Source organism: Acidovorax sp. BL-A-41-H1, assembly GCF_051942715.1.
The window spans coordinates 1,577,386-1,597,333 of sequence record NZ_JBPVJQ010000006.1; the positions used below are offsets into that span (position 1 = coordinate 1,577,386).

Sequence of the window (19,948 nt, forward strand, 5' to 3'; positions counted from 1 at the left end):
TGTGAGTTTGAGTGCTATTTATTTAATAGCTATCAGGGATTGATTTGCCTGGGCCTGGAGCAGATTTCGTGCTGCAGTCGATGCCGCAATGCGCCCTGCGGCCACGTCGGCCTGCATTTGCGGCAGCAGCTCGCGGACCTGCAGGTGCTGGCGAAACGCGAGCTTCAGGCCCGCGTCGATGCGCTCCCACATCCATGACAGCGCCTGCTTTTCACGCCGCGTGCCGATGCGGCCATTGGCCGTCTGCAACTGGCGAAACTGCGTGACCGCAGCCCAGAAGCTGTCCACCCCTTGCCCCAGCAGTGCGCTGATCTGCACCACTTTCGGGTGCCACAGCGTTTCGTCGTGGTGCGCGTTCTCGGGGTTGCCGTGCTGGCTGAGCAAGCGCAGCGACGAGGTGATCTGCGCTTCGGCCCGCGTGGCGGCATTCTTGTCGATGTCGGCCTTGTTGATGACCACGAGGTCGGCGATCTCCATCACACCCTTCTTGATGGCCTGCAGGTCGTCGCCCGCGTTGGGCAACTGCATCAGCACGAACATGTCCGTCATGCCCGCCACCGCAATTTCGCTCTGGCCCACGCCCACGGTTTCGACAATCACCACGTCGTAACCTGCGGCCTCGCAGACCAGCATGGCCTCGCGCGTTTTCTCGGCAACGCCACCCAGAGTGCCGCTACTCGGGCTGGGCCGGATGTAGGCCTTTTCGTGCACCGACAGGTGTTCCATGCGCGTCTTGTCGCCCAGGATGGAGCCGCCCGAGACGGTGCTGGACGGGTCGATGGTGAGCACGGCCACGCGGTGGCCCTGGGCAATGAGGTAAAGGCCCAACGCCTCAATGAAGGTGGACTTGCCCACTCCAGGCACGCCGCTGATGCCGAGGCGGAAGGATTTGCCGCTGTGCGGCAGGAGCGCGGTGAGCAGCTCATCGGCCTGCACCCGGTGGTCTGCCCGTGTCGACTCGAGCAAAGTGATCGCCTTGGACATGGCGCGGCGCTGCACGGCAGCATTGCCATGCAGCATGCCCTCCAGCAACGCGCCTGGGTTCACGCCACCGCCTTGCGGATCTGTTCCAGCACATCCTTCGCGCTGGCGGGAATCGGCGTCCCGGGGCCATACACGCCCTTTACGCCCGATTCGTACAAAAACTCATAGTCCTGCGCGGGGATCACCCCGCCCACGAACACGATGATGTCGTCGGCACCCTGGTCCTTGAGCGACTGGATGATGGCGGGCACCAGTGTCTTGTGCCCCGCGGCCAGGGTGCTCACGCCCACGGCGTGCACGTCGTTTTCAATGGCCTGGCGCGCGCATTCCTCGGGCGTCTGAAACAGCGGTCCCATGTCCACGTCGAACCCCAGGTCGGCAAAGGCAGTAGCCACCACCTTGGCCCCACGGTCGTGCCCATCCTGGCCCAGCTTGGCGATCATCACGCGGGGGCGACGGCCCTGCGCTTCAGCAAATTCGTTGATCTCGGTCTTGAGTTTGTCCCAGCCTTCGGCCGAGTCGTAAGCGGCTGCGTACACACCGGTCACCTTCTGCGTATCGGCGCGGTGACGCCCAAAAACCTTTTCCAGCGCGTCGGACACCTCGCCCACCGTGGCGCGCAGGCGCACGGCGTTGATCGACAGCTCCAGCAGGTTGCCTTCGCCGCTCTCTGCTGCAGAAGTGAGAGCATCCAGTGCTTGCTGCACCTTGGCTGCATCGCGGTTAGCCCTGATTTTTGCCAGGCGCTCGATCTGGCCGTCGCGCACCTTGACGTTGTCGATCTGGAGGATGTCGACCGGGTCTTCCTTGGCCAGGCGGTACTTGTTCACGCCGACGATCACGTCCTTGCCACTGTCGATGCGCGCCTGCTTTTCGGCGGCGGCGGCTTCGATCTTGAGCTTGGCCCAGCCGCTGTCCACTGCGGCGGTCATGCCGCCCATGGCTTCGACTTCTTCGATGATCTTCCAGGCGGCGTCGGCCATGTCCTGGGTCAGCTTTTCCATCATGTAGCTGCCGGCCCAGGGGTCGATCACATTGGTGATGTGGGTCTCTTCCTGGATGATCAGCTGCGTGTTGCGTGCAATGCGCGAACTGAATTCGGTGGGCAGCGCAATGGCTTCGTCAAAGCTGTTGGTGTGCAGGCTCTGCGTGCCGCCAAACACGGCCGCCATGGCTTCGATGGTGGTGCGTACCACGTTGTTGTAGGGGTCCTGCTCGGTCAGGCTCCAGCCGCTGGTCTGGCAGTGGGTGCGCAGCATCAGGCTCTTGGGGTTCTTCGCGCCGGTGGCCTTCATGATGCGGCACCACAGCAGGCGGGCGGCGCGCATCTTAGCGACTTCCAGGTAGAAGTTCATGCCGATGGCCCAGAAGAACGAGAGGCGCCCGGCGAATTCGTCCACGTCCATGCCCTTGGCTATGGCGGTCTTCACATACTCCTTGCCGTCGGCCAGCGTGAAGGCGAGTTCCAGCGCCTGGTTGGCACCGGCTTCCTGCATGTGGTAACCGCTGATCGAGATCGAGTTGAACTTCGGCATGTTCTTGGCCGTGTACTCGATGATGTCGCCAATGATCTTCATCGACGGCTTGGGCGGGTAGATGTAGGTGTTGCGCACCATGAACTCTTTCAGAATGTCGTTCTGAATGGTTCCGGAAAGCTTGTCCTGGCTCACACCCTGCTCTTCCGCCGCCACCACATAGCCCGCCAGCACCGGCAGCACGGCACCGTTCATGGTCATCGACACGCTGACCTTGTCGAGCGGGATCTGGTCGAACAGGATCTTCATGTCTTCGACCGAGTCGATCGCCACGCCGGCCTTGCCCACATCGCCCGTCACGCGGGGGTGGTCGCTGTCGTAGCCGCGGTGGGTGGCCAGATCAAACGCCACGCTCACGCCCTGCCCGCCCGCGGCCAGGGCCTTGCGGTAGAAGGCGTTGGATTCTTCAGCGGTCGAAAAACCCGCGTACTGGCGAATGGTCCACGGCCGCACGGCATACATGGTGGCCTGCGGGCCGCGCAGGTAGGGTTCAAAACCCGGCAGCGTGTTGGCGTACGGCAGGCTGGCGGTGTCTTCGGCGGTATAGAGCGGCTTGACGGTGATGCCGTCGGGCGTGACCCAGTTCAGCGCGTTCACATCGCCGCCGGGGGCGGACTTGGCAGCAGCCTTTGCCCAGGCTTCCAGCGAAGAAGCAGCGAACTCGGGGGCGTTGTTGGCGGGGGTGTCACTCATGGCGAAGGCTTCTCCGAAGATGGCGTTGGGGCGTCGGGCACGACGCGCAAGCGATGTCTGCGCAGTGGCAGAAATGTCGCGGCGAGTTTACATCATTCATAATTATTGATTCAAAATATTCCACCCAGCTTACAATCCGCTCCATGTCAGCCCTCACCCTCACCCCTCGTGCGCTTTATGAAGAAGTGGCGGAGCAATTGCGCCAGCGCATCTTCCGCCGCGAGCTGGAGCCCGGGAGCTGGATCGACGAACTGAAGATTGCCGAGGAATTCGGCATCAGCCGCACCCCGCTGCGCGAAGCACTGAAGGTGCTGGCGGCAGAAGGCCTGGTCACGATGAAGGTGCGGCGCGGCGCCTACGTGACGGAGATGAGCGAAAAAGACCTGCGCGACGTGTACCACCTGCTCAGCCTGCTGGAGAGCGACGCCGCGGGCGTGGTGGCCGAGCGCGCCACAACCGAGCAGCTGGCCACGCTGGTGGCACTGCACGCCGAGCTGGAGGCAGCCGCGGCCGAACGCGAGCAATTCTTCGCCGTCAACGAACGCTTTCACATGCTGCTGCTGGAGCTGGCCGACAACCGCTGGCGCAGCCAGATGGTGGCCGACCTGCGCAAGGTCATGAAGCTCAACCGGCACAACTCGCTATTCAAGGAGGGGCGGATCGCTGATTCGCTCAACGAGCACCGGGCCATCATGGCGGCCCTGCAGGCGCAAGATGCCAAGCGCACGCGCAAGGCCATGCAGGCACACTTTGCGCAGGGGCTGGTAGCAGCGACCTAACTGCAAACCCTCTGGGGAGGGACAGCCTCACATCGCCAAGACGGCGGAGGCATTCCGTGGCGCGGGCATACGGCCACTGTTCCGAAATCAGGAACGCACCATTTGCAACACAACCGGCCTGCGCCCAGGCCTCTGCCCGGTGTTAGGCGGGTAACATCCCTAGGGTTTTCACTGAGGCATGCGTGCCCTCTGGCCCGTGCCGCTACCGCAGAGCTTGATGACCCCTTTCCCGACCGACCTTGCCAGCGTCCAGACGCTGCCGCAGCTCCTGGCCTACCGCGTTGCCAGCACCCCCGATTCAGCCGCCTACCGCGCGTACGACCCCGCATCTGCGAGCTGGGTCACGCTCACCTGGGCCGAATCCGCCCAGCGCGTGAACCGCTGGGCCCACGCGCTGTCTGCCATGCGCCTGCCGACCGCGGCACGGGTGGCCATCCTGCTGCCCAACGGCATCCACGCCATGTGCGCCGACCAGTCGGTGCTGGCGGCTGGCTGCGTGCCTGTACCGCTGCATGCCATCGATAACGCGGGGAGCATCGCGTACATACTGGCGGACTGCGAAGCGTCGGTGCTGTTCGTCAGCACCCTGGCGCAGTGGCAAAGCATCAGCGCCACCGGTACCGCGTTTCCGGCGTTGCGCGCCGTCATCGTGACGGAGCCCGGCACCGAGCCTGCGCTACCTGCGCCGCTGCAAGGCGGGCCCGTGGTGGGCAGCCTGGCGCAATGGCTGGCGGGCGCGGCAGACGCAGGCACTTCGCACGCCCGCGAAGAGCCCGTTGCAGGCGACCTAGCGGCCATCGTCTACACATCAGGCACCACTGGCAAACCCAAGGGCGTGATGCTGACGCACCGCAACGTGGTGAGCGATGTGAAGGCGGTGCTTGACCGCATTGCGCCCACGGTGGACGACGTATTCCTGTCGTTCCTGCCGCTGTCGCACACCTTTGAACGCACGGGCGGCTACTACCTGCCCATTGCGGCGGGCAGCTGCGTTGCGTATGCGCGCTCGGTGGCGCTGCTGGCGGAAGACCTCAAGACCGTGCGCCCCACCGTGCTGGTGTCGGTTCCGCGGATCTATGAACGCATCCACGCAAAGCTGCTGGAAAAGCTGTCGCCCACCCCATGGAAGATGCGGCTGTACGAGGCCGCGCAGGCCATGGGCTGGGCGCGCTTTTGCGCAGCACAGCGATTGCCCGCACCGCAGGCCGACCCGGCCGCAGCAGGCTGGATGGGCGCCCTGCCCTGGCCCGTGCTGCGCGCACTGGTTGCCAAGCCGCTGCTCGCGCAGTTTGGCGGCCGCGTGCGTGTGGCGGTCAGCGGGGGCGCACCGTTGTCGCCCACCATTGCCAGGTGTTTCCTGGGCCTGGGGTTGCCGCTGGTGCAGGGCTACGGCATGACGGAGACATCACCCGTGGTGGCCGTGAACTCTCTGGACGACAACGACCCGGCCTGCGTGGGCAAGGCGCTGCCCGGAGTGCAGGTGCGCATCGGTGACAACCGCGAGTTGCAGGTGCGCGGCGACATCGTGATGAAGGGCTACTGGAAGCGGCCCGAAGACACCGCAAAGATCATCCAGCCCGACGGCTGGCTCGGGACGGGCGACCAGGCCGACATCGTCAACGGCCGCATCTACATCCGGGGCCGCATCAAGGAGATCATCGTCACCTCCACGGGCGAAAAGGTGCCACCTGGCGATCTGGAACTGGCCCTGCTGGCCGACCCGCTGCTGGAGCAGGCTTTCGTGATCGGTGAGAACAGGCCGTTCATCGCGTGCATTGCCGTGGTGCGCCGTGACGAGTGGCAACGCCTTGCCGCTGACCTGGGCCTGGATGCCCGTGACGCCGCCCACCTGAACCAGCCCAGCGTGCACCGCGCCGTACTGGCGCGGATGGAGAAGAACACCGCCATGTTTGCCCGCTACGCCGTGCCACGCGCCGTGCACCTGACGCTGGAGCCCTGGACCATTGAAAACACTTTCATGACGCCCACGCTCAAGCTCAAGCGCAACAACCTCAACGCACACTTCGCGCAGGCCATCGAGGCCATCTATCAAAAGCCTGCGGGGCGGTAGCCGGCCGCGCAGGTGCGCCTCCGATCAGGTCTCGAACTGGTGCGGGTTCTTTCCCTTGATGGGGGCGTAAAACGCCTTGATGGCCGCCATGTCCTGATCCACGTCGCCGGTGGTCTGAAACACAGGGCCCAGACCGCCCACCTTGCGGCCGTAGTCCACGTAGGCCAGCACGATGGGAACCCCGGCCTCGCGTGCGATGTGGTAGCAGCCCGTCTTCCAGTGCCGCGTCTTGCCGCGTGTGCCCTCTGGCGGCACTACCAGCTGCATGGGGCCGTCGGCATCCTTGAGCGCCTGGGCAGACATGGCCACCAGATTGTTCGACTGCGAGCGGTTCACGGGGATGCCCCCCAGCCAGCGCATCACGCCCCCGAACGGCATGCGAAAAAGGCTGGCCTTGCCCATCCAGTACACCCGCAGCCGCAGCGAGAAGGCCAGCATCAGAGTGAATGGAAGGTCCCAGTTGCTGGTGTGTGGCGCTGCAATCAGCACGCTTTTTGCGGCATGGGCGGGTAGTGCCCCCTCCACTTTCCAGCCGGCGGCGCGCAGGATGAAGCGCGACAGGCCGCGCAGCATGGTGTTCACGACGGGCGTGTCGAAGATCGTCGAATGCATGGGGTTTCAGTGGCAGATGGACCAGCGCCACTGCAAAAAAAGATTTCAGAACAGGCTGCAGGCTGGCGTGATTTTTCGATGCGGCCTGCCTGCCCGTCATCAAGCAGCAGCCAACCCGCAGTGCACCACCCGGCCATGAGCGCCAGCAAGCCAGAACTCGGAAGTATCGCTGAAACGTTTTGCTACAACCTGACTGCCGAGATATCCACCGGCGGTGTCCGGTCTGGGTCGGAGGCGCCGGGAAAGGAACAATCCACCCGTTTCGATGAAGGGATCGCCGCCGGAGCATCCCACCAGTCCGGGCTTAGCCCTGCGAAAATAGGTGTCTGCAGCGCTTGTCAGGAATTGCGCGTGCGCTCCATCACCCTCCGTTCAGCCAGCTCCAGGCGGTACACCGCAGCGCTGCTGGCAATGCCTCTTTCAAGATGACCGAAGACTCTTTCAGCCCGGGTAGCCACAGCCCATGGCGCATGTCCATCGCGCCGATGATGGACTGGACAGACCGCCACTGTCGCTACTTTCACCGCCTGCTCACGCGCCAGACGCTCCTCTACACGGAAATGGTCAACGCGGGCGCCATCATCCACGGCGGCACCGAGCGGCATTTGCGGTTCAACCTTGAGGAGCACCCGGTGGCCTTGCAGCTGGGAGGCAACGAGCCCGGGCCCCTTGCCGAGGCGGCCCGGCTGGGTGCGCAGTGGGGGTACGACGAGATCAACCTGAACTGCGGGTGCCCCAGCGATCGTGTACAGCGGGGCGCGTTCGGAGCGAGCCTGATGAAAGCACCGATGGTGGTGGCTGATTGCGTGAAGGCCATGAAGGACGTGGTCGATGTGCCCGTCACGGTGAAGCACCGCATCGGGATCGACAAGAACGAAGACTATGCGTTCGTGCGCGACTTTGTGGGCACCGTGGCGGACGCCGGCTGCACGGTGTTCATCGTGCATGCGCGAAACGCCTGGCTGCAAGGTTTGTCGCCCAAGGAAAACCGCGACATTCCTCCACTGCGCTACGAAGTCGTACGGCAGCTGAAAAACGATTTTCCCCACCTGGTAGTTGCCATCAATGGTGGCATACAGACGGACGCTGTGGTGCAGGAACAGCTGGCGCTGCTGGACGGGGTCATGATCGGCCGCGAGGCATACCACAACCCCTGGTGGCTTGCCCGATGGGACGCGCTTTACTACGGCGGTCAGCCGTGCCCATTGACGCGCGAGGAGGTCGAGGAAGCCATGGTCTCCTACATGGAGCAAGAGGCAGCCCGGTACGGAACTCCCTGGCCACACATCGCCCGGCACATGCTCGGCTTGCGACACAGCTTGCCGGGTGCACGCATCTGGCGCCAGGTCTGGAGCAACCACCTTTTGAAGGACCGGCCCGCTCGCGAAGTCCACGCACTGGCCAAAGAATCGTATGCCGCGCCCGGACCAGAGACGCCGCAAGGTGTCCCGGACTCCATGACTGCCGCGGGCTAGTCCCGGGCGTACCGGCACCCTGCACCCCGGAAATCCGGCCGGCGCTTGTCAGCCTTGGGCGTCTGGCAGCATGGCCAGCCACTCTTGCATGGGCACTGGCCTGCCAAAGAAGTACCCCTGCATGCCTGGGCAATGGCTGGCCACCAGGAAATCGGCCTGGGCAGCGGTTTCCACGCCCTCTGCCACCACATGCAGCTTCAGATGGCTGGCCACTGAGATGATCGACTGCACGATGGCGGTGTCACTGGGGTCCTGCGGAGTATCCTGCACAAAGCTTTTGTCGATCTTGAGTTCATACAGCGGCAACCGCTTGAGATAGGCCAGGCTGGAATACCCGGTGCCGAAATCGTCGATGGAAAACCGGATTCCCATCGCGACCAGTTCCGTCATCCGCGCGATGGTGTCATCGAGGTTCTCGATCAGAAGGCTTTCCGTCACCTCCAGGACCAGCAGCTGTGCACTCGCCCCTGTGCGCTCCAGCACCTCCCGAATGCGGATCACGAAATCGTCTTGCCGGAACTGCAGCTGACTCACGTTGACCGACAGCGAAAGCGAAAGCCCCAGGCGCTGCATCCGAGCCAGGACCTCGCAGGCCTGCTCGATCATCCAGGTGCCCATGCGTACGATGTGGCCCGAACTTTCCGCGATGGGAATAAAGACGGCAGGTGTGATGTTGCCGCGATCGGGATGCATCCATCGCATCAGCAGCTCGCCCCCCACAAGCTTCCCGGCAGCGTTGACCTGGCTTTGAACGGCTACCGAGAGCTGCCCCTCTGCGAGGGCCCTGCCCAGGTCCTGCTCCAGCGACATCCGCTGATGCACGTCAGCCTGCATTGCCACTTCGAAAAACCGCACGCGGTTGCGTCCCTGGCCCTTGGCGCCGTACATGGCCGTGTCGGCCTCACGCAGCAGGTCTTCGGCGGCTTCCCCGTGCTTGGGGAACAGTGTTATGCCAATGCTGCCCGCGCTGGTGTATTCCCGCGAGCCGATGGCATAAGGTGCCTCCAGCGCGGTGCGTATGCGCTCGGCTTCTATCAGCGCCAGTCGACCCGCGGTCTCCGTGTCGGCCCCGAGGTTTTGCCCGAGCACCACAAACTCGTCTCCTCCCATCCGGGCTACCAGATCGCCCGGACGCAGCAGGCCCGACAACCGGGCTGCCACGCTCACCAGAAGTGCATCGCCCAGCGAATGGCCCAATGCGTCATTGATCTGCTTGAAGTTGTCCAGATCGACATAGAGCAAGGCCCCAACCTGACCGGACTGTCGCGCCAGGGCTAACGCATGGTCGAGGCGGTCCATGAACATCCTGCGGTTCGGCAGGTTGGTCAGTACGTCGAAATTGGCCAGTTGCCGTGCCTTGGCCTCGGCGAACTTGCGTTCGGTGATATCCCGCGCCAACGCGACGAAACGTGCCCTCGGCTGGAGTGCCGTGTTTTCCTTGCGCGCAATCGACAGCTCGAACCAGCGCGTGGACCCGTCGCCTGCATCCAGGGTGTACTGGTGACCGGCTGAATAACCGTTGCGTTCGGCTGCTTCCAGGGCCGCAATGCAGCCTGCAGCAGCATCGGGAGACACAACGTCCTGCAAGAGCCGCCCCACCCATGTCTGCGCCGCAAGGGTCTGTCCTGTTGATCGGGAGAACCTGTACTGGTGGATCCGTCCCTTCCCGTCAAGCTCCAGAAGAAGGTCGGGCACCGCGTTCAGCGTGCTTTCCAGTTCATCGCGGGCAATCTGCAGGCTGGCTGTGGCGGTGCGGGCCAAGGCCGCTGCGCGTTCGCGCTGCGTGGCCAGCACCCATGCGAACCATGCCAAAAGCCCGCTGAGAACCACGCCAATGGCAGCAATCGCATGGTGTCCATCGTCCCTGAAGCGCAGGTCGAACGCCGGCGTCGGCGTCATGCGAACGAGCCATCTGCGCCCACCGACCTCAATCCACCTTTCTGTTATCAGCTCGCCGCCAGCAGCGGCATCGCGCGCGGCTGGCTCGCCAGCCGTTCCGTACAGGTCGCGTCTGGCGGTTTCAGGAGCGGCATCGGCAATGTGAATATCGATATCAGCGTCGAACTCGGCGGCAAGTCCCTGGACGACCTGCCTCATCTGGAACGCAGCGGACACCCATCCCACCAGTCCTGCGGTTCGGCCGGCCCCTGTGCTGGTCTCTGCCTCGGGCGAGTACAGTGGCAGGTACATCACCACGCCAGTGGGGGCATCGGATGGATCCGCTGGCAGCACCACAGGCTCGGAGATGCGGAGTTCTCCGGACGCGCGAGCCGACTCCATGGCCGCCCTCAGTGCGGGCACAGTCAGCGCGTCGAATCCCAGCACCTTCCGGTTCGATACGTTCAGAGGTTCGATGTGCATCACCGGCGCAGTCACATTGCCTTCGTTCGACGGCCAGACTGCATAGTTGCGCATGCCACGCTGGTGCATGTCCGCAACGTGCGCTGCCAAGGTGTGCGGCGAGACAAGAGGGACAAGCGCCACACCCCTCAGTCCGGGGCGGGTTTCAGGCAACCGGAGTGCGGACACGTACGTCTGAAACTCTTCCCTGTCGATCTGGTCGGATCCTTCAAAGTACCCTTTGACGCCGCGCAGCACCATTTCATAGACCGCCATGCGGTCCTTGATATTGGACGCAATATGGTCGGCTGCGACCTCAAAGTTCCGTTCGCGCTTATCGTGTGCGCTGCGCGCTGCGGTTTGCCAATACAGAAACGTTATGCCCAGCAGAACCGCAGCCAGCATCGGTGGCATGGCCCATGCAAGCCACTTGCGACTAGCCGTGGCATCCTCACGCGCGTCGCCGATGCCTGACGGGGACAGATCTGTGGGGACCCTGGGTTCAGGGGGCGTAGGTGGGTTCATGAGACGCATGCAGTGACGCAGCCTGATGGCCAACGCTGCCCTATTATGGTGAATGATGACGGACATCCCCGCTGGCCTCTGCTGTTGGCTTCGGCCGCCGCCCTGTTGCTCGCTATGCTCTTGTCAGGAACGCTGGCTACCGCCGCTGGCCCACCGCGTCGACTGCGCGGTATGGCTCCGCGGCACCGCGGACTCCATCCGCTACATCACAACTTCTTTCGCCGGACCGTTTCATGCCCACGCTCGATTTTGATTTCGAGGAATCACAATTTCGCCGTCTTTATGCCGAACAGCATGCTGCACTCGACCAGGCTTGCCGGCAGCTGACCCGCATCGTGGGCAAGGTAGTCGCCCAGACCGGCGGGGTGGACATTGCCAAGGTGGAGGGGCGCGTCAAGGACATCGACGAGTGCATCCGGAAGTTTGTGCGCAAGTACCGCTCGGTGCTGGAAGAGCAGAACACCCCGTACGAGATTCGCCCGTTCATCACGGACCTGATCGGTGTGCGGGTCGTCTGCCTGTATGAAGACGAACTGGAGAAAGTTGCCGACATCGTGCGCAGCCACTTTGCCGTGATCGATGTGACCGACAAGGCTTCGGCGGTGGAAAGCACCGAGGCGTCTTTTGGCTACAAGGGCCTTCACCTCGATTTGAAGCTCGCCACGCCCGACAAGGTGCCACCCGAGCATTCGCCGTGGGTCTACCTGCCGTTCGAATTGCAGGTCCGCACCATCATTCAGGATTCGTGGAGCGTGCTGGACCACCGTATCAAGTACAAGAAGTCCATTCCGGGGCAGCTCAAGCGGCGAATCAATGTGTTGTCAGCCCTGTTTGAGCTGGCCGACCGCGAGTTCCGGCAGATCCGGGACGCCACAGCGGCCGAAATCCTGCAGGCGCCCGATGAAACGGCAGAAGCCGCTGAAGAAGCCGGGCAGCAACCCACGCCGGCCTCGGAAAAATCGGCGGGTACGCCCAACAGCGAACTCAATGCCTTCACCTTCCTCAAGATTGCGACACACTTTTTCAAGGACTTCGAGTTCGAGCCGTCCAAGGTGGATGGTTTTGTGGACGACATCCACGCATGGTCGCCCGGGATGACGCGGGCCCGGTTCAACGCGCTCATGCGCGAAACCGTGGCGGTCGTCAAACGCTACAAGCAGCACTTTGAAGAGCAAAACCCGCAGGCGAGCTTCAACCCGTACACCGTCATGCGGCACTGCCTTTTTATGCACGACAGGTCGGTTTTTCGGCCCGCACTGCGTAATTCCGCCCGTGAAGCGTTTTCTGCCTGGCTTTCTGAACAGGGGGAGCCCAAGGTTTCGGCCACAGGCTGACAGATTCCTGAGCATTCGACGCTGACGCAGTGCTGAATTAGCCCATGTCGCGCCCGCGACTCGCCATTGGTGGTTCCACTCCATGCGTTACTGGGTATCTGCTGCTATATTGCACTGCAACATAACGGAGTTTCGCCCCATGCTGTATCACATCTACGAAACCCAGCGCTCGCTGATGGAGCCATTCACCGACTTTGCACAGGCAGCCGCCAAGCTGTACAGCAATCCCTTGTCCCCGCTCAGCCAGAGCCCTCTGGCACAGCGCATGTCTGCCGGGTACGACCTTCTGTACCGCTTGGGCAAGGACTACGAAAAGCCGGCTTTTGGTATCACGTCGGTGGATGTGGACGGCGTGGGCGTGGCCATCCACGAGCGCATCGAGATGGACAAGCCGTTTTGCGAGCTCCGCCGGTTCAAGCGTTTCTCCGACGATCCTGCGACCCTCACCAAGCTCAAGACCCAGCCGGTGGTACTGATCGTGGCGCCGCTTTCGGGTCACTATGCCACGCTGCTGCGCGACACCGTGCGGACGATGCTCAAGGACCACAAGGTCTACATCACCGACTGGAAAAACGCCCGCCTGGTGCCGCTGTCGGATGGTGAGTTCCACCTGGATGACTACGTGAACTACGTGCAGGAGTTCATTCGGCATTTGCAGGGCGTATACGGCAACTGTCACGTGATCAGCGTGTGCCAGCCCACGGTGCCCGTTCTGGCTGCCGTGTCGTTGATGGCAAGCCGTGGCGAGACGACGCCCCTGACGATGACCATGATGGGTGGCCCCATTGATGCGCGCAAGTCGCCGACATCGGTCAACAACCTTGCCACGAACCGCAGCTACGAGTGGTTCGAGAACAACGTGATCTACCGAGTACCGGAGAACTTCCCGGGTGCCGGGCGGCGCGTGTACCCCGGGTTCCTGCAGTACACCGGCTTCGTGGCCATGAACCCCGACCGGCACGCCACAAGCCATTACGACTACTTCAAGGACCTGATCAAGGGTGACGACGCGAGCGCCGAAGCCCACCGCAAGTTCTACGATGAGTACAACGCCGTGCTCGACATGGACGCGGACTACTACCTGGAAACGATCAAGACCGTGTTTCAGGATTACAAACTGGTGCACGGCACCTGGGACGTTCGGTCGCCCAAGGGCAAGATCGAGCGCGTACGCCCCCAGGACATCAAGACCACTGCGCTGTTCACGGTGGAAGGCGAGCTGGACGATATCTCGGGCTCTGGCCAGACCAAGGCAGCGCATGGCCTGTGCAGCGGCATCACGCACAAGGAACAAAAGCACCTGGAAGCCAAGGGTGCAGGCCACTACGGCATCTTCAGCGGCCGCCGCTGGCGCGACGTGGTGTACCCGCAGGTGCGCGCATTCATCCTTTCGCACGATGCGCCCAGGATAAAGGCGCCCTTGGTCCTGCAAAATGCCGCGCCCGCAACCTTGTCTGCGCCTGCGATGGCTGAAAAGATCGTGGCTGCCAAGGATGCTGCTGTGGCACCCAGCAAGGCTTCTACCGTCAAGAAGGCGACTGCAAAGCCTGCCGCCAAGCAGCCGGTGAGCAAGGCGACGGCGCCGTCCGTCCGGGCTCCTGCTGGCAAGGTCGCCACCCGCTGGGTGACGCCCGACGAAGCCGCAGCCCCTGCGACTGCCCCCGCTGCTGTCATCCCCAAGGCAGCGCAAACAGCGCCCGCGGTAGCAGCGGCTTCGCCGGTTCCCGCCGCGCCCTCGGGCAAGCGCCGCGCCGCGGCTGGCAAGGCTTGACGGAAAGGGCCGTCGCCTCCCTTGCCCCGGTGGCACGGGAGGCTGTGCCTTCGCTCTCGGGCCTGGCAGGGCTCGCCGCGCAGATCAATGCGGCCTTGCCGCAAACCCAGTGCACGCGCTGCGGATACCCTGACTGCGCAGCGTATGCCGGCGCAATCGCGGAGGGCACGGCAGCTATCAACCAGTGCCCGCCTGGCGGCGCCGGGGGCATTGCACGGCTGGCACAGATCACGGGAAACGATGTTCAACCCCTGAACACCGCCCACGGCCTAGAGGCACCTCGAACTACAGTCTTCATCGATGAAGCCTGGTGCATCGGCTGCACCTTGTGCATCAAGGCCTGCCCTACCGATGCGATCGTGGGGTCCAACAAGTGGATGCACACCGTGATGGAACAGTACTGCACAGGCTGCGAGCTTTGCGTTCCAGTCTGTCCTGTGGACTGCATCCAGATCGAGAGTGCAAGCGGCGCGCTCACGGGGTGGGCAGCGTGGTCAGTCGCAGATGCCGCGCAGGCGCGTTCACGATACGAACGGCGCAAGGATCGGTTGCAGTGGGAGGCACTCACAGAAGACAACAGGGGTGCGTCGCCGGACGCCGACGCGGGCTGCGAAGAAATGGGGCCTGAGGCTGACGAAGCCTATGTGCCCAAAAATCCACTCGCTACAGCGCCTGCACTACAAGATGCAGGAGCCGCCGCCCGGCGGGCAGCCATCGCTGCGGCACTTGAGCGGGCGCGACAGCGGCGGGCCTTCGCCCGCAAGCGCTGACCGGACCAGCCCACAAAAAAACAGCGCGCGGCAGGATCCTGAACGACTGCACCGTACAAGTAGACGCCGGATGCCCGGCAGGCACGCGGTCAACCCCGCGAGTCAGCGTGCGGCAAGGGTTTTGTAGACGCCGCAGCCTACATAGAAATCACCGGCCTTGCTGACATAGGACATCTTCGTCTGCACCACGCCCGTTGCCGGGTTGGTAATGTCGTATTCAACCCAGCCCGGTGCGCGGTCCGCCTGCTGGGTGATGTCCGCCACCAGCCGGTCTCCCGCGATGCCTGGGATGTCCTGAACGCGGGTACCTACCTTGGCGGGGTTGCCTCCGAACGCAAGGTAGGTTCCCGCAGTGTCGAGGACGAACACATACATGTCGCGGTCATGGTACGGCTGGCTCTTGTCAGTAAGCGTCCGGAGGAACTGCTCGCGGCCTGTAGTCTTGTGCAGCAATATGGCGCGGCTGACCAGCGCCACCGCCTCTTCTGCCGTACCTTGCTGTAGCCTGAAGGCCGCCACGGCACGCGACAGCGTGGATGCCCGGCTTTCCAGCGCCTCTGCCTGGTGAACGGCTTCGACCACCATCTGGGCATTGTTCTGGGTGATCTGGTCGAGCTGTTGCACTGCTGCGCTGATTTCGCGCAGCCCTGTGCTCTGGTCAGAACTCGAGCCCGATATCTCGCTCATGCTGCCCGCCACGCTGCGGATTCCGCTGGCCATCTCGGCAATGCCGGAACCGGCCGAGCGGATGAGTCCGGCGCTGGTTTCCACCTGGCTCACCGATGCGCTGATCAGTTCGCGGATTTCGCGTGCGGCGTCGGCAGAGCGCTTGGCCAGGCTCCGGACCTCGGCGGCCACCACGGCAAACCCCCTGCCCTGCTCTCCCGCCCGCGCGGCCTCCACCGCAGCGTTCAGCGCCAGTATGTTGGTCTGGAAGGCAATGCTGTCGATCACGCCAATGATCTCGCTCATCCGGCGCGCACCTTGCTGGATGGCCTCGACCGACTCGACGGCGCGCGACATCGCCTGTGCGCCGGAATCGACAGCCGTGCGTACCTGCGCCGCGCGCGCGTTGGCGTCCTGGGCGGTCTGGGCGTTGTTCTGTACGGTGGAAGACAACTCCTCTACGCTGGCGGCGGTTTGCTCCAGGTTGGCAGCCTGCTGCTCGGTGCGGTCTGCCAACGACCGGTTCCCTTCAGCCAGGCTTTTGCCGGCGTGGGCCACCAGCGCCGCATTGCTCCGGATATCGGCCACCATCGACGACAGCGTTACCACCATCCGGTCGAGCGACTTTGCAAGATCACCTATTTCATCTTGCCCATAGGCCGCCGACCGGGCACACAAATCGCCGCCGGTGGTGAGCTCCATGGTGCGCGAAAGACCTGCCAGGTCTGCAGCAAGGCTCGCGTACAAAGCCACCAGCACATAAAGCACCGCTGTCAAAGCCGCACCCGCGACCCACCACGGGGCCTGCAAGCCGACGGTGACAACTGCCACCAAAATCATCAGGGCCAGGGTCAGCACCTTGCCGGGAAGACGCCACTTGCGCATCCACCACAGCCCTGGTCGTAAGGGGAGGTACTCCGGCATCGTGTCTCCTGTTGTCATTATTTACTGCGTGCGCGCCCGGATCCTATGGGCGCGTTCTTACTGTCAATTGACAATGGGGCGTAGGGTTTACCACCAACGGTCAGCGCAATTGCCTTGCCACCAGTGTGCCGGGGCGCTGTGGCGGCACTTCATAATGGCAGCCCATGAACCCCCTGCTCTCCCACCTTCAGCCCTACCCCTTTGAGCGTCTGCGGCAGCTGTTTGCCGGGGTGACGCCCCCGTCCAGCTACAGCGCTATCAGTCTGGGGATGGGTGAACCTCGCCATCCGACACCACAGTTTATCAAAGATGCGATAAGTATCAACCTTGCGGGATTGGCAAGTTACCCTGCAACAGCAGGCGAGCCGGCCTTGCGCGAGGCGTTCACGCGTTGGGTGAAGGGGCGTTACGCGCTAACGCTGGACGCAGCCACCCAGGTGCTGCCCGTCAACGGCTCGCGCGAGGCGCTGTTTGCTTTTGCGCAGACCATCATCGACCCCACAGGCGGTCAGGCCATGGTGGTGTGCCCCAACCCTTTCTATCAGATCTACGAAGGCGCCACCTTGCTGGCGGGAGCGACGCCCTACTATGCGGCCAGCGACCCGTCGCGCAACTTCGCGGTCAACTGGGATGCGGTTCCGGAATCGGTATGGCAGCGCACGCAGCTTCTTTTCGTCTGCTCCCCGGGCAACCCTACGGGCGCGGTCATGCCGCTGGGCGAATGGAAAAAACTCTTCGAGTTGAGCGATCGTTTCGGCTTTGTCATCGCTTCCGATGAGTGCTACAGCGAGATCTATTTCCGGGACGAGCCCCCACTGGGCGGCCTGGAGGCGGCCGCGAAACTGGGTCGCAGTGATTTCCGCAACCTGGTGTCGTTTACCAGCCTTTCGAAACGCAGCAATGTGCCGGGCCTGCGCAGCGGTTTCGTTGCGGGCGACGCGACCCTGATCAAGGCGTTTTTGCTGTACCGCACATACCACGGCAGCGCCATGAGCCCCGTTATCCAGGCGGCCTGCATTGCAGCTTGGGGCGACGAGCAGCACGTGGTCGAGAACCGCACGCGCTACCGCAAGAAATTCGCGCAGGTCACACCGCTGCTGGCGGGCGTGATGGACGTGGCCCTGCCGGATGCCGGTTTCTATCTGTGGGCCAAGGTACCCGAGGCGCTGGGCATGGACGACGCCGAGTTCGCGCGTGAGCTGCTGGCTCAATACAATGTGACGGTGCTGCCCGGCAGCTATCTGGCCCGTGAGGCGCAAGGCAGCAACCCCGGCGCGCAGCGTGTGCGCATGGCGCTGGTCGCCGATGTGCAGGAGTGCGTGGAAGCCGCCCTGCGCATTGTCCAATTCATTCAATCCCGTACTGCCTGACATCCCAAATGACCCAACAACTGCAAACCCTTATCGACAACGCGTGGGAAAACCGTGCCTCGCTCTCTCCTGCAACGGCGCCCAAGGAAACGGTGGATGCTGTCGAGCAGGTGATCTCCGAGCTGAACAACGGCACGTTGCGCGTGGCCACGCGCCAGGCCGTAGGCCAGTGGACCGTGCACCAGTGGATCAAGAAGGCCGTGCTACTGTCGTTCCGTCTGCGTGACAACGAAGTGGTCCGCGCTGGCGACCTGGGCTTCTACGACAAGGTGCAGACCAAGTTTGCGCACCTGAGCGAAGACGAAATGAAGGCCACCGGCGTGCGTGTGGTGCCGCCCGCAGTGGCACGCCGCGGCAGCTTCATCGCCAAGGGCGCCATCCTGATGCCCTCGTACGTGAACATCGGCGCCTATGTGGGCGAAGGCACCATGGTGGATACATGGGCCACCGTGGGTTCGTGCGCACAGATCGGCGCTGGCGTGCACCTGTCGGGTGGCGTGGGCATCGGCGGTGTACTGGAGCCCTTGCAGGCCGGCCCCACGATCATTGAAGACAACTGCTTTATCGGCGCCCGCTCCGAGGTCGTCGAAGGCGTGGTGGTGGAAGAGAACGCGGTGCTGGGCATGGGTGTGTACCTGGGCCAGAGCACCCCCATCTTCAACCGCGCCACCGGCGAGATCAGCTACGGCCGCGTGCCCGCGGGTTCGGTGGTGGTCAGCGGCAACCTGCCCAAGACGGCCGCCAATGGCGCTCCCTACAGCATGTACGCCGCCATCATCGTCAAACAGGTGGATGCGCAGACCCGCTCCAAGACCAGCATCAACGACCTGCTGCGCGACTGATGGCTGAAGCCCCGGCTGCACCTGTGCGGCCAGGGCTGTTCAAGACAACGACAACGAGAGGGGGAGCTACATGAGCACGATGGAACGGATCCTGCGGCTGATGGCCGAGAAAAAGGCCTCGGACGTCTACCTGTCTGCCAACGCGCCGGCACTCATCAAGATCAACGGTGAGTGCATCCCCGTCAACAACCAGATCCTGCCGGCCGATGCGCCGCGCAACCTGCTCTCGGAGATCGTTCCGCCCGACCGCATCGAAGAGCTCGAGGAGACCGGCGAGCTGAACATGGGCGTGCCCCTGAGCGGTGTCGGCCGCTTCCGGGTCAGCGCCATGCGCCAGCGCGGCAGCTACGCCGTAGTGGTCCGCTTCATCTCGCAGCTGATTCCTGAATTCGACTCGCTGGGCTTGCCGCCCATCATGCGGGACCTCATCATGGAAAAGCGCGGCCTCATCCTGATGGTGGGCGCCACGGGCTCGGGCAAGAGCACCTCGCTCGCGTCAATGATCGACACGCGCAATGAAGTGTTGACAGGTCACATCCTCACTATCGAGGACCCCGTCGAATACCAGTTCAGGAACAAGCGCTCCATCGTCAACCAGCGCGAGATCGGCAGCGACACGCAGTCCCTGCAAACGGCGCTCAAGAACGCATTGCGCCAGGCACCCGACGTGATCCTGATCGGCGAAATCCGTGACCGCGAAACCATGTCGGCTGCCATTGCCTATGCGCAGTCGGGCCATCTGTGCCTGGCCACGCTGCACGGCAACAACAGCTACCACGCGCTCAACCGTATCCTGAGCTTCTACCCCGTGGAAGTACGCCCCACCATGCTGGGCGACCTGGCTTCGGCACTGAAGGCCATCGTGTCGCAGCGACTCGTGCGCACCGTGGCGGGCGGCCGCGTACCGGCTGTCGAGGTGATGCTCAACACCAAGCTCGTGTCCGACCTCATCGAGAACGGCGACTTTTCGGGCGTGCGCGAGGCGATGGAAAAGTCCATGGCCGAAGGCTCGATGACCTTTGAGGAAGCCCTCGCAAAACTCATCATGGACGGCAAGATCGACCGCAAGGAAGGCATGGCCTACGCCGATTCGCCCACCAACCTGATGTGGCGCCTGCAAAACGACTTCTCGCTGGCGGCCAACGCGGCCAAAGCACAGAAAGAAGCCCGCGATGTCCAGGACGACCAACCTTCCTTTACCGAAATCGTGCTGGACGTCAAGCCAGCGGCCTGATCGTTCCACGCCCCACATCCCCC

At 63.4% G+C, this 19,948-nt stretch carries 14 protein-coding genes; 9 read left to right on the plus strand and 5 right to left on the minus strand.

Annotated features, from left to right (window positions below; translation table 11 throughout):
- Positions 1-18 precede the first annotated feature (18 nt).
- Entirely contained in the window at positions 19-1,047 is a 1,029-nt protein-coding gene (meaB, locus tag ACTPOI_RS20560; protein ID WP_440112203.1) for a methylmalonyl Co-A mutase-associated GTPase MeaB, read from the minus strand.
- Positions 1,044-3,212 (minus strand): methylmalonyl-CoA mutase, encoded by a 2,169-nt coding sequence (gene scpA / locus ACTPOI_RS20565; protein ID WP_440112205.1) that lies wholly within the window; start codon positions 3,210-3,212, stop codon positions 1,044-1,046. Before scpA ends, meaB begins: the two co-directional genes overlap by 4 nt.
- Before the next feature lie 143 nt (positions 3,213-3,355).
- Between scpA and ACTPOI_RS20570 the strand changes: the two genes are divergently transcribed.
- Together ACTPOI_RS20570 and ACTPOI_RS20575 are read left to right on the plus strand one after the other, a co-directional pair.
- Positions 3,356-3,991: a GntR family transcriptional regulator gene (locus ACTPOI_RS20570; protein WP_440112207.1), complete on the plus strand. Its 636-nt coding sequence runs from the start codon at positions 3,356-3,358 to the stop codon at positions 3,989-3,991.
- Between the two features lie 217 nt (positions 3,992-4,208).
- Positions 4,209-6,062 (plus strand): AMP-dependent synthetase/ligase, encoded by a 1,854-nt coding sequence (locus ACTPOI_RS20575; protein ID WP_440112209.1) that lies wholly within the window; start codon positions 4,209-4,211, stop codon positions 6,060-6,062.
- Positions 6,063-6,086: 24 nt separating this feature from the next.
- Here ACTPOI_RS20575 and ACTPOI_RS20580 read toward each other — a convergent pair whose 3' ends face one another.
- Positions 6,087-6,674, minus strand: a complete 588-nt coding sequence (locus tag ACTPOI_RS20580; RefSeq protein ID WP_440112211.1) for a lysophospholipid acyltransferase family protein — start codon at positions 6,672-6,674, stop codon at positions 6,087-6,089.
- 425 nt (positions 6,675-7,099) lie between these two features.
- On the opposite strand from ACTPOI_RS20580, the gene dusA reads away from it, so the two are divergent.
- Positions 7,100-8,149, plus strand: coding sequence for a tRNA dihydrouridine(20/20a) synthase DusA (gene dusA, locus ACTPOI_RS20585; protein WP_440112213.1), 1,050 nt, complete (start codon positions 7,100-7,102; stop codon positions 8,147-8,149).
- Between the two features lie 48 nt (positions 8,150-8,197).
- Here the strand turns inward: dusA and ACTPOI_RS20590 are convergent, their stop codons facing one another.
- Entirely contained in the window at positions 8,198-10,903 is a 2,706-nt protein-coding gene (locus ACTPOI_RS20590) for a bifunctional diguanylate cyclase/phosphodiesterase (protein ID WP_440112215.1), read from the minus strand.
- Positions 10,904-11,247: 344 nt separating this feature from the next.
- On the opposite strand from ACTPOI_RS20590, the gene ACTPOI_RS20595 reads away from it, so the two are divergent.
- The 3 genes from ACTPOI_RS20595 (at position 11,248) to rsxB (ending at position 14,889) form a co-directional block, all read left to right on the plus strand.
- Positions 11,248-12,348, plus strand: a complete 1,101-nt coding sequence (locus ACTPOI_RS20595; protein ID WP_440112219.1) for a GTP pyrophosphokinase — start codon at positions 11,248-11,250, stop codon at positions 12,346-12,348.
- Between the two features lie 139 nt (positions 12,349-12,487).
- Positions 12,488-14,119, plus strand: a complete 1,632-nt coding sequence (locus ACTPOI_RS20600; RefSeq protein WP_440112221.1) for a polyhydroxyalkanoate depolymerase — start codon at positions 12,488-12,490, stop codon at positions 14,117-14,119.
- Positions 14,120-14,163: 44 nt separating this feature from the next.
- Positions 14,164-14,889: an electron transport complex subunit RsxB gene (gene rsxB / locus ACTPOI_RS20605; RefSeq protein ID WP_440112711.1), complete on the plus strand. Its 726-nt coding sequence runs from the start codon at positions 14,164-14,166 to the stop codon at positions 14,887-14,889.
- Positions 14,890-14,991: 102 nt separating this feature from the next.
- Here rsxB and ACTPOI_RS20610 read toward each other — a convergent pair whose 3' ends face one another.
- Positions 14,992-16,479 (minus strand): methyl-accepting chemotaxis protein, encoded by a 1,488-nt coding sequence (locus ACTPOI_RS20610; protein WP_440112223.1) that lies wholly within the window; start codon positions 16,477-16,479, stop codon positions 14,992-14,994.
- Between the two features lie 164 nt (positions 16,480-16,643).
- Here ACTPOI_RS20610 and dapC point away from each other — a divergent pair, with 164 nt between their 5' ends.
- The 3 genes from dapC (at position 16,644) to ACTPOI_RS20625 (ending at position 19,925) form a co-directional block, all read left to right on the plus strand.
- Complete coding sequence (gene dapC, locus ACTPOI_RS20615; RefSeq protein WP_440112225.1) at positions 16,644-17,849, plus strand: succinyldiaminopimelate transaminase; 1,206 nt, start codon at positions 16,644-16,646, stop codon at positions 17,847-17,849.
- Between the two features lie 8 nt (positions 17,850-17,857).
- On the plus strand, positions 17,858-18,691 hold the full coding sequence (dapD, locus tag ACTPOI_RS20620) for a 2,3,4,5-tetrahydropyridine-2,6-dicarboxylate N-succinyltransferase (protein WP_440112227.1): 834 nt from the start codon (positions 17,858-17,860) through the stop codon (positions 18,689-18,691).
- 70 nt (positions 18,692-18,761) lie between these two features.
- On the plus strand, positions 18,762-19,925 hold the full coding sequence (locus ACTPOI_RS20625) for a PilT/PilU family type 4a pilus ATPase (RefSeq protein WP_440112230.1): 1,164 nt from the start codon (positions 18,762-18,764) through the stop codon (positions 19,923-19,925).
- The last annotated feature ends 23 nt before the right edge of the window (positions 19,926-19,948 follow it).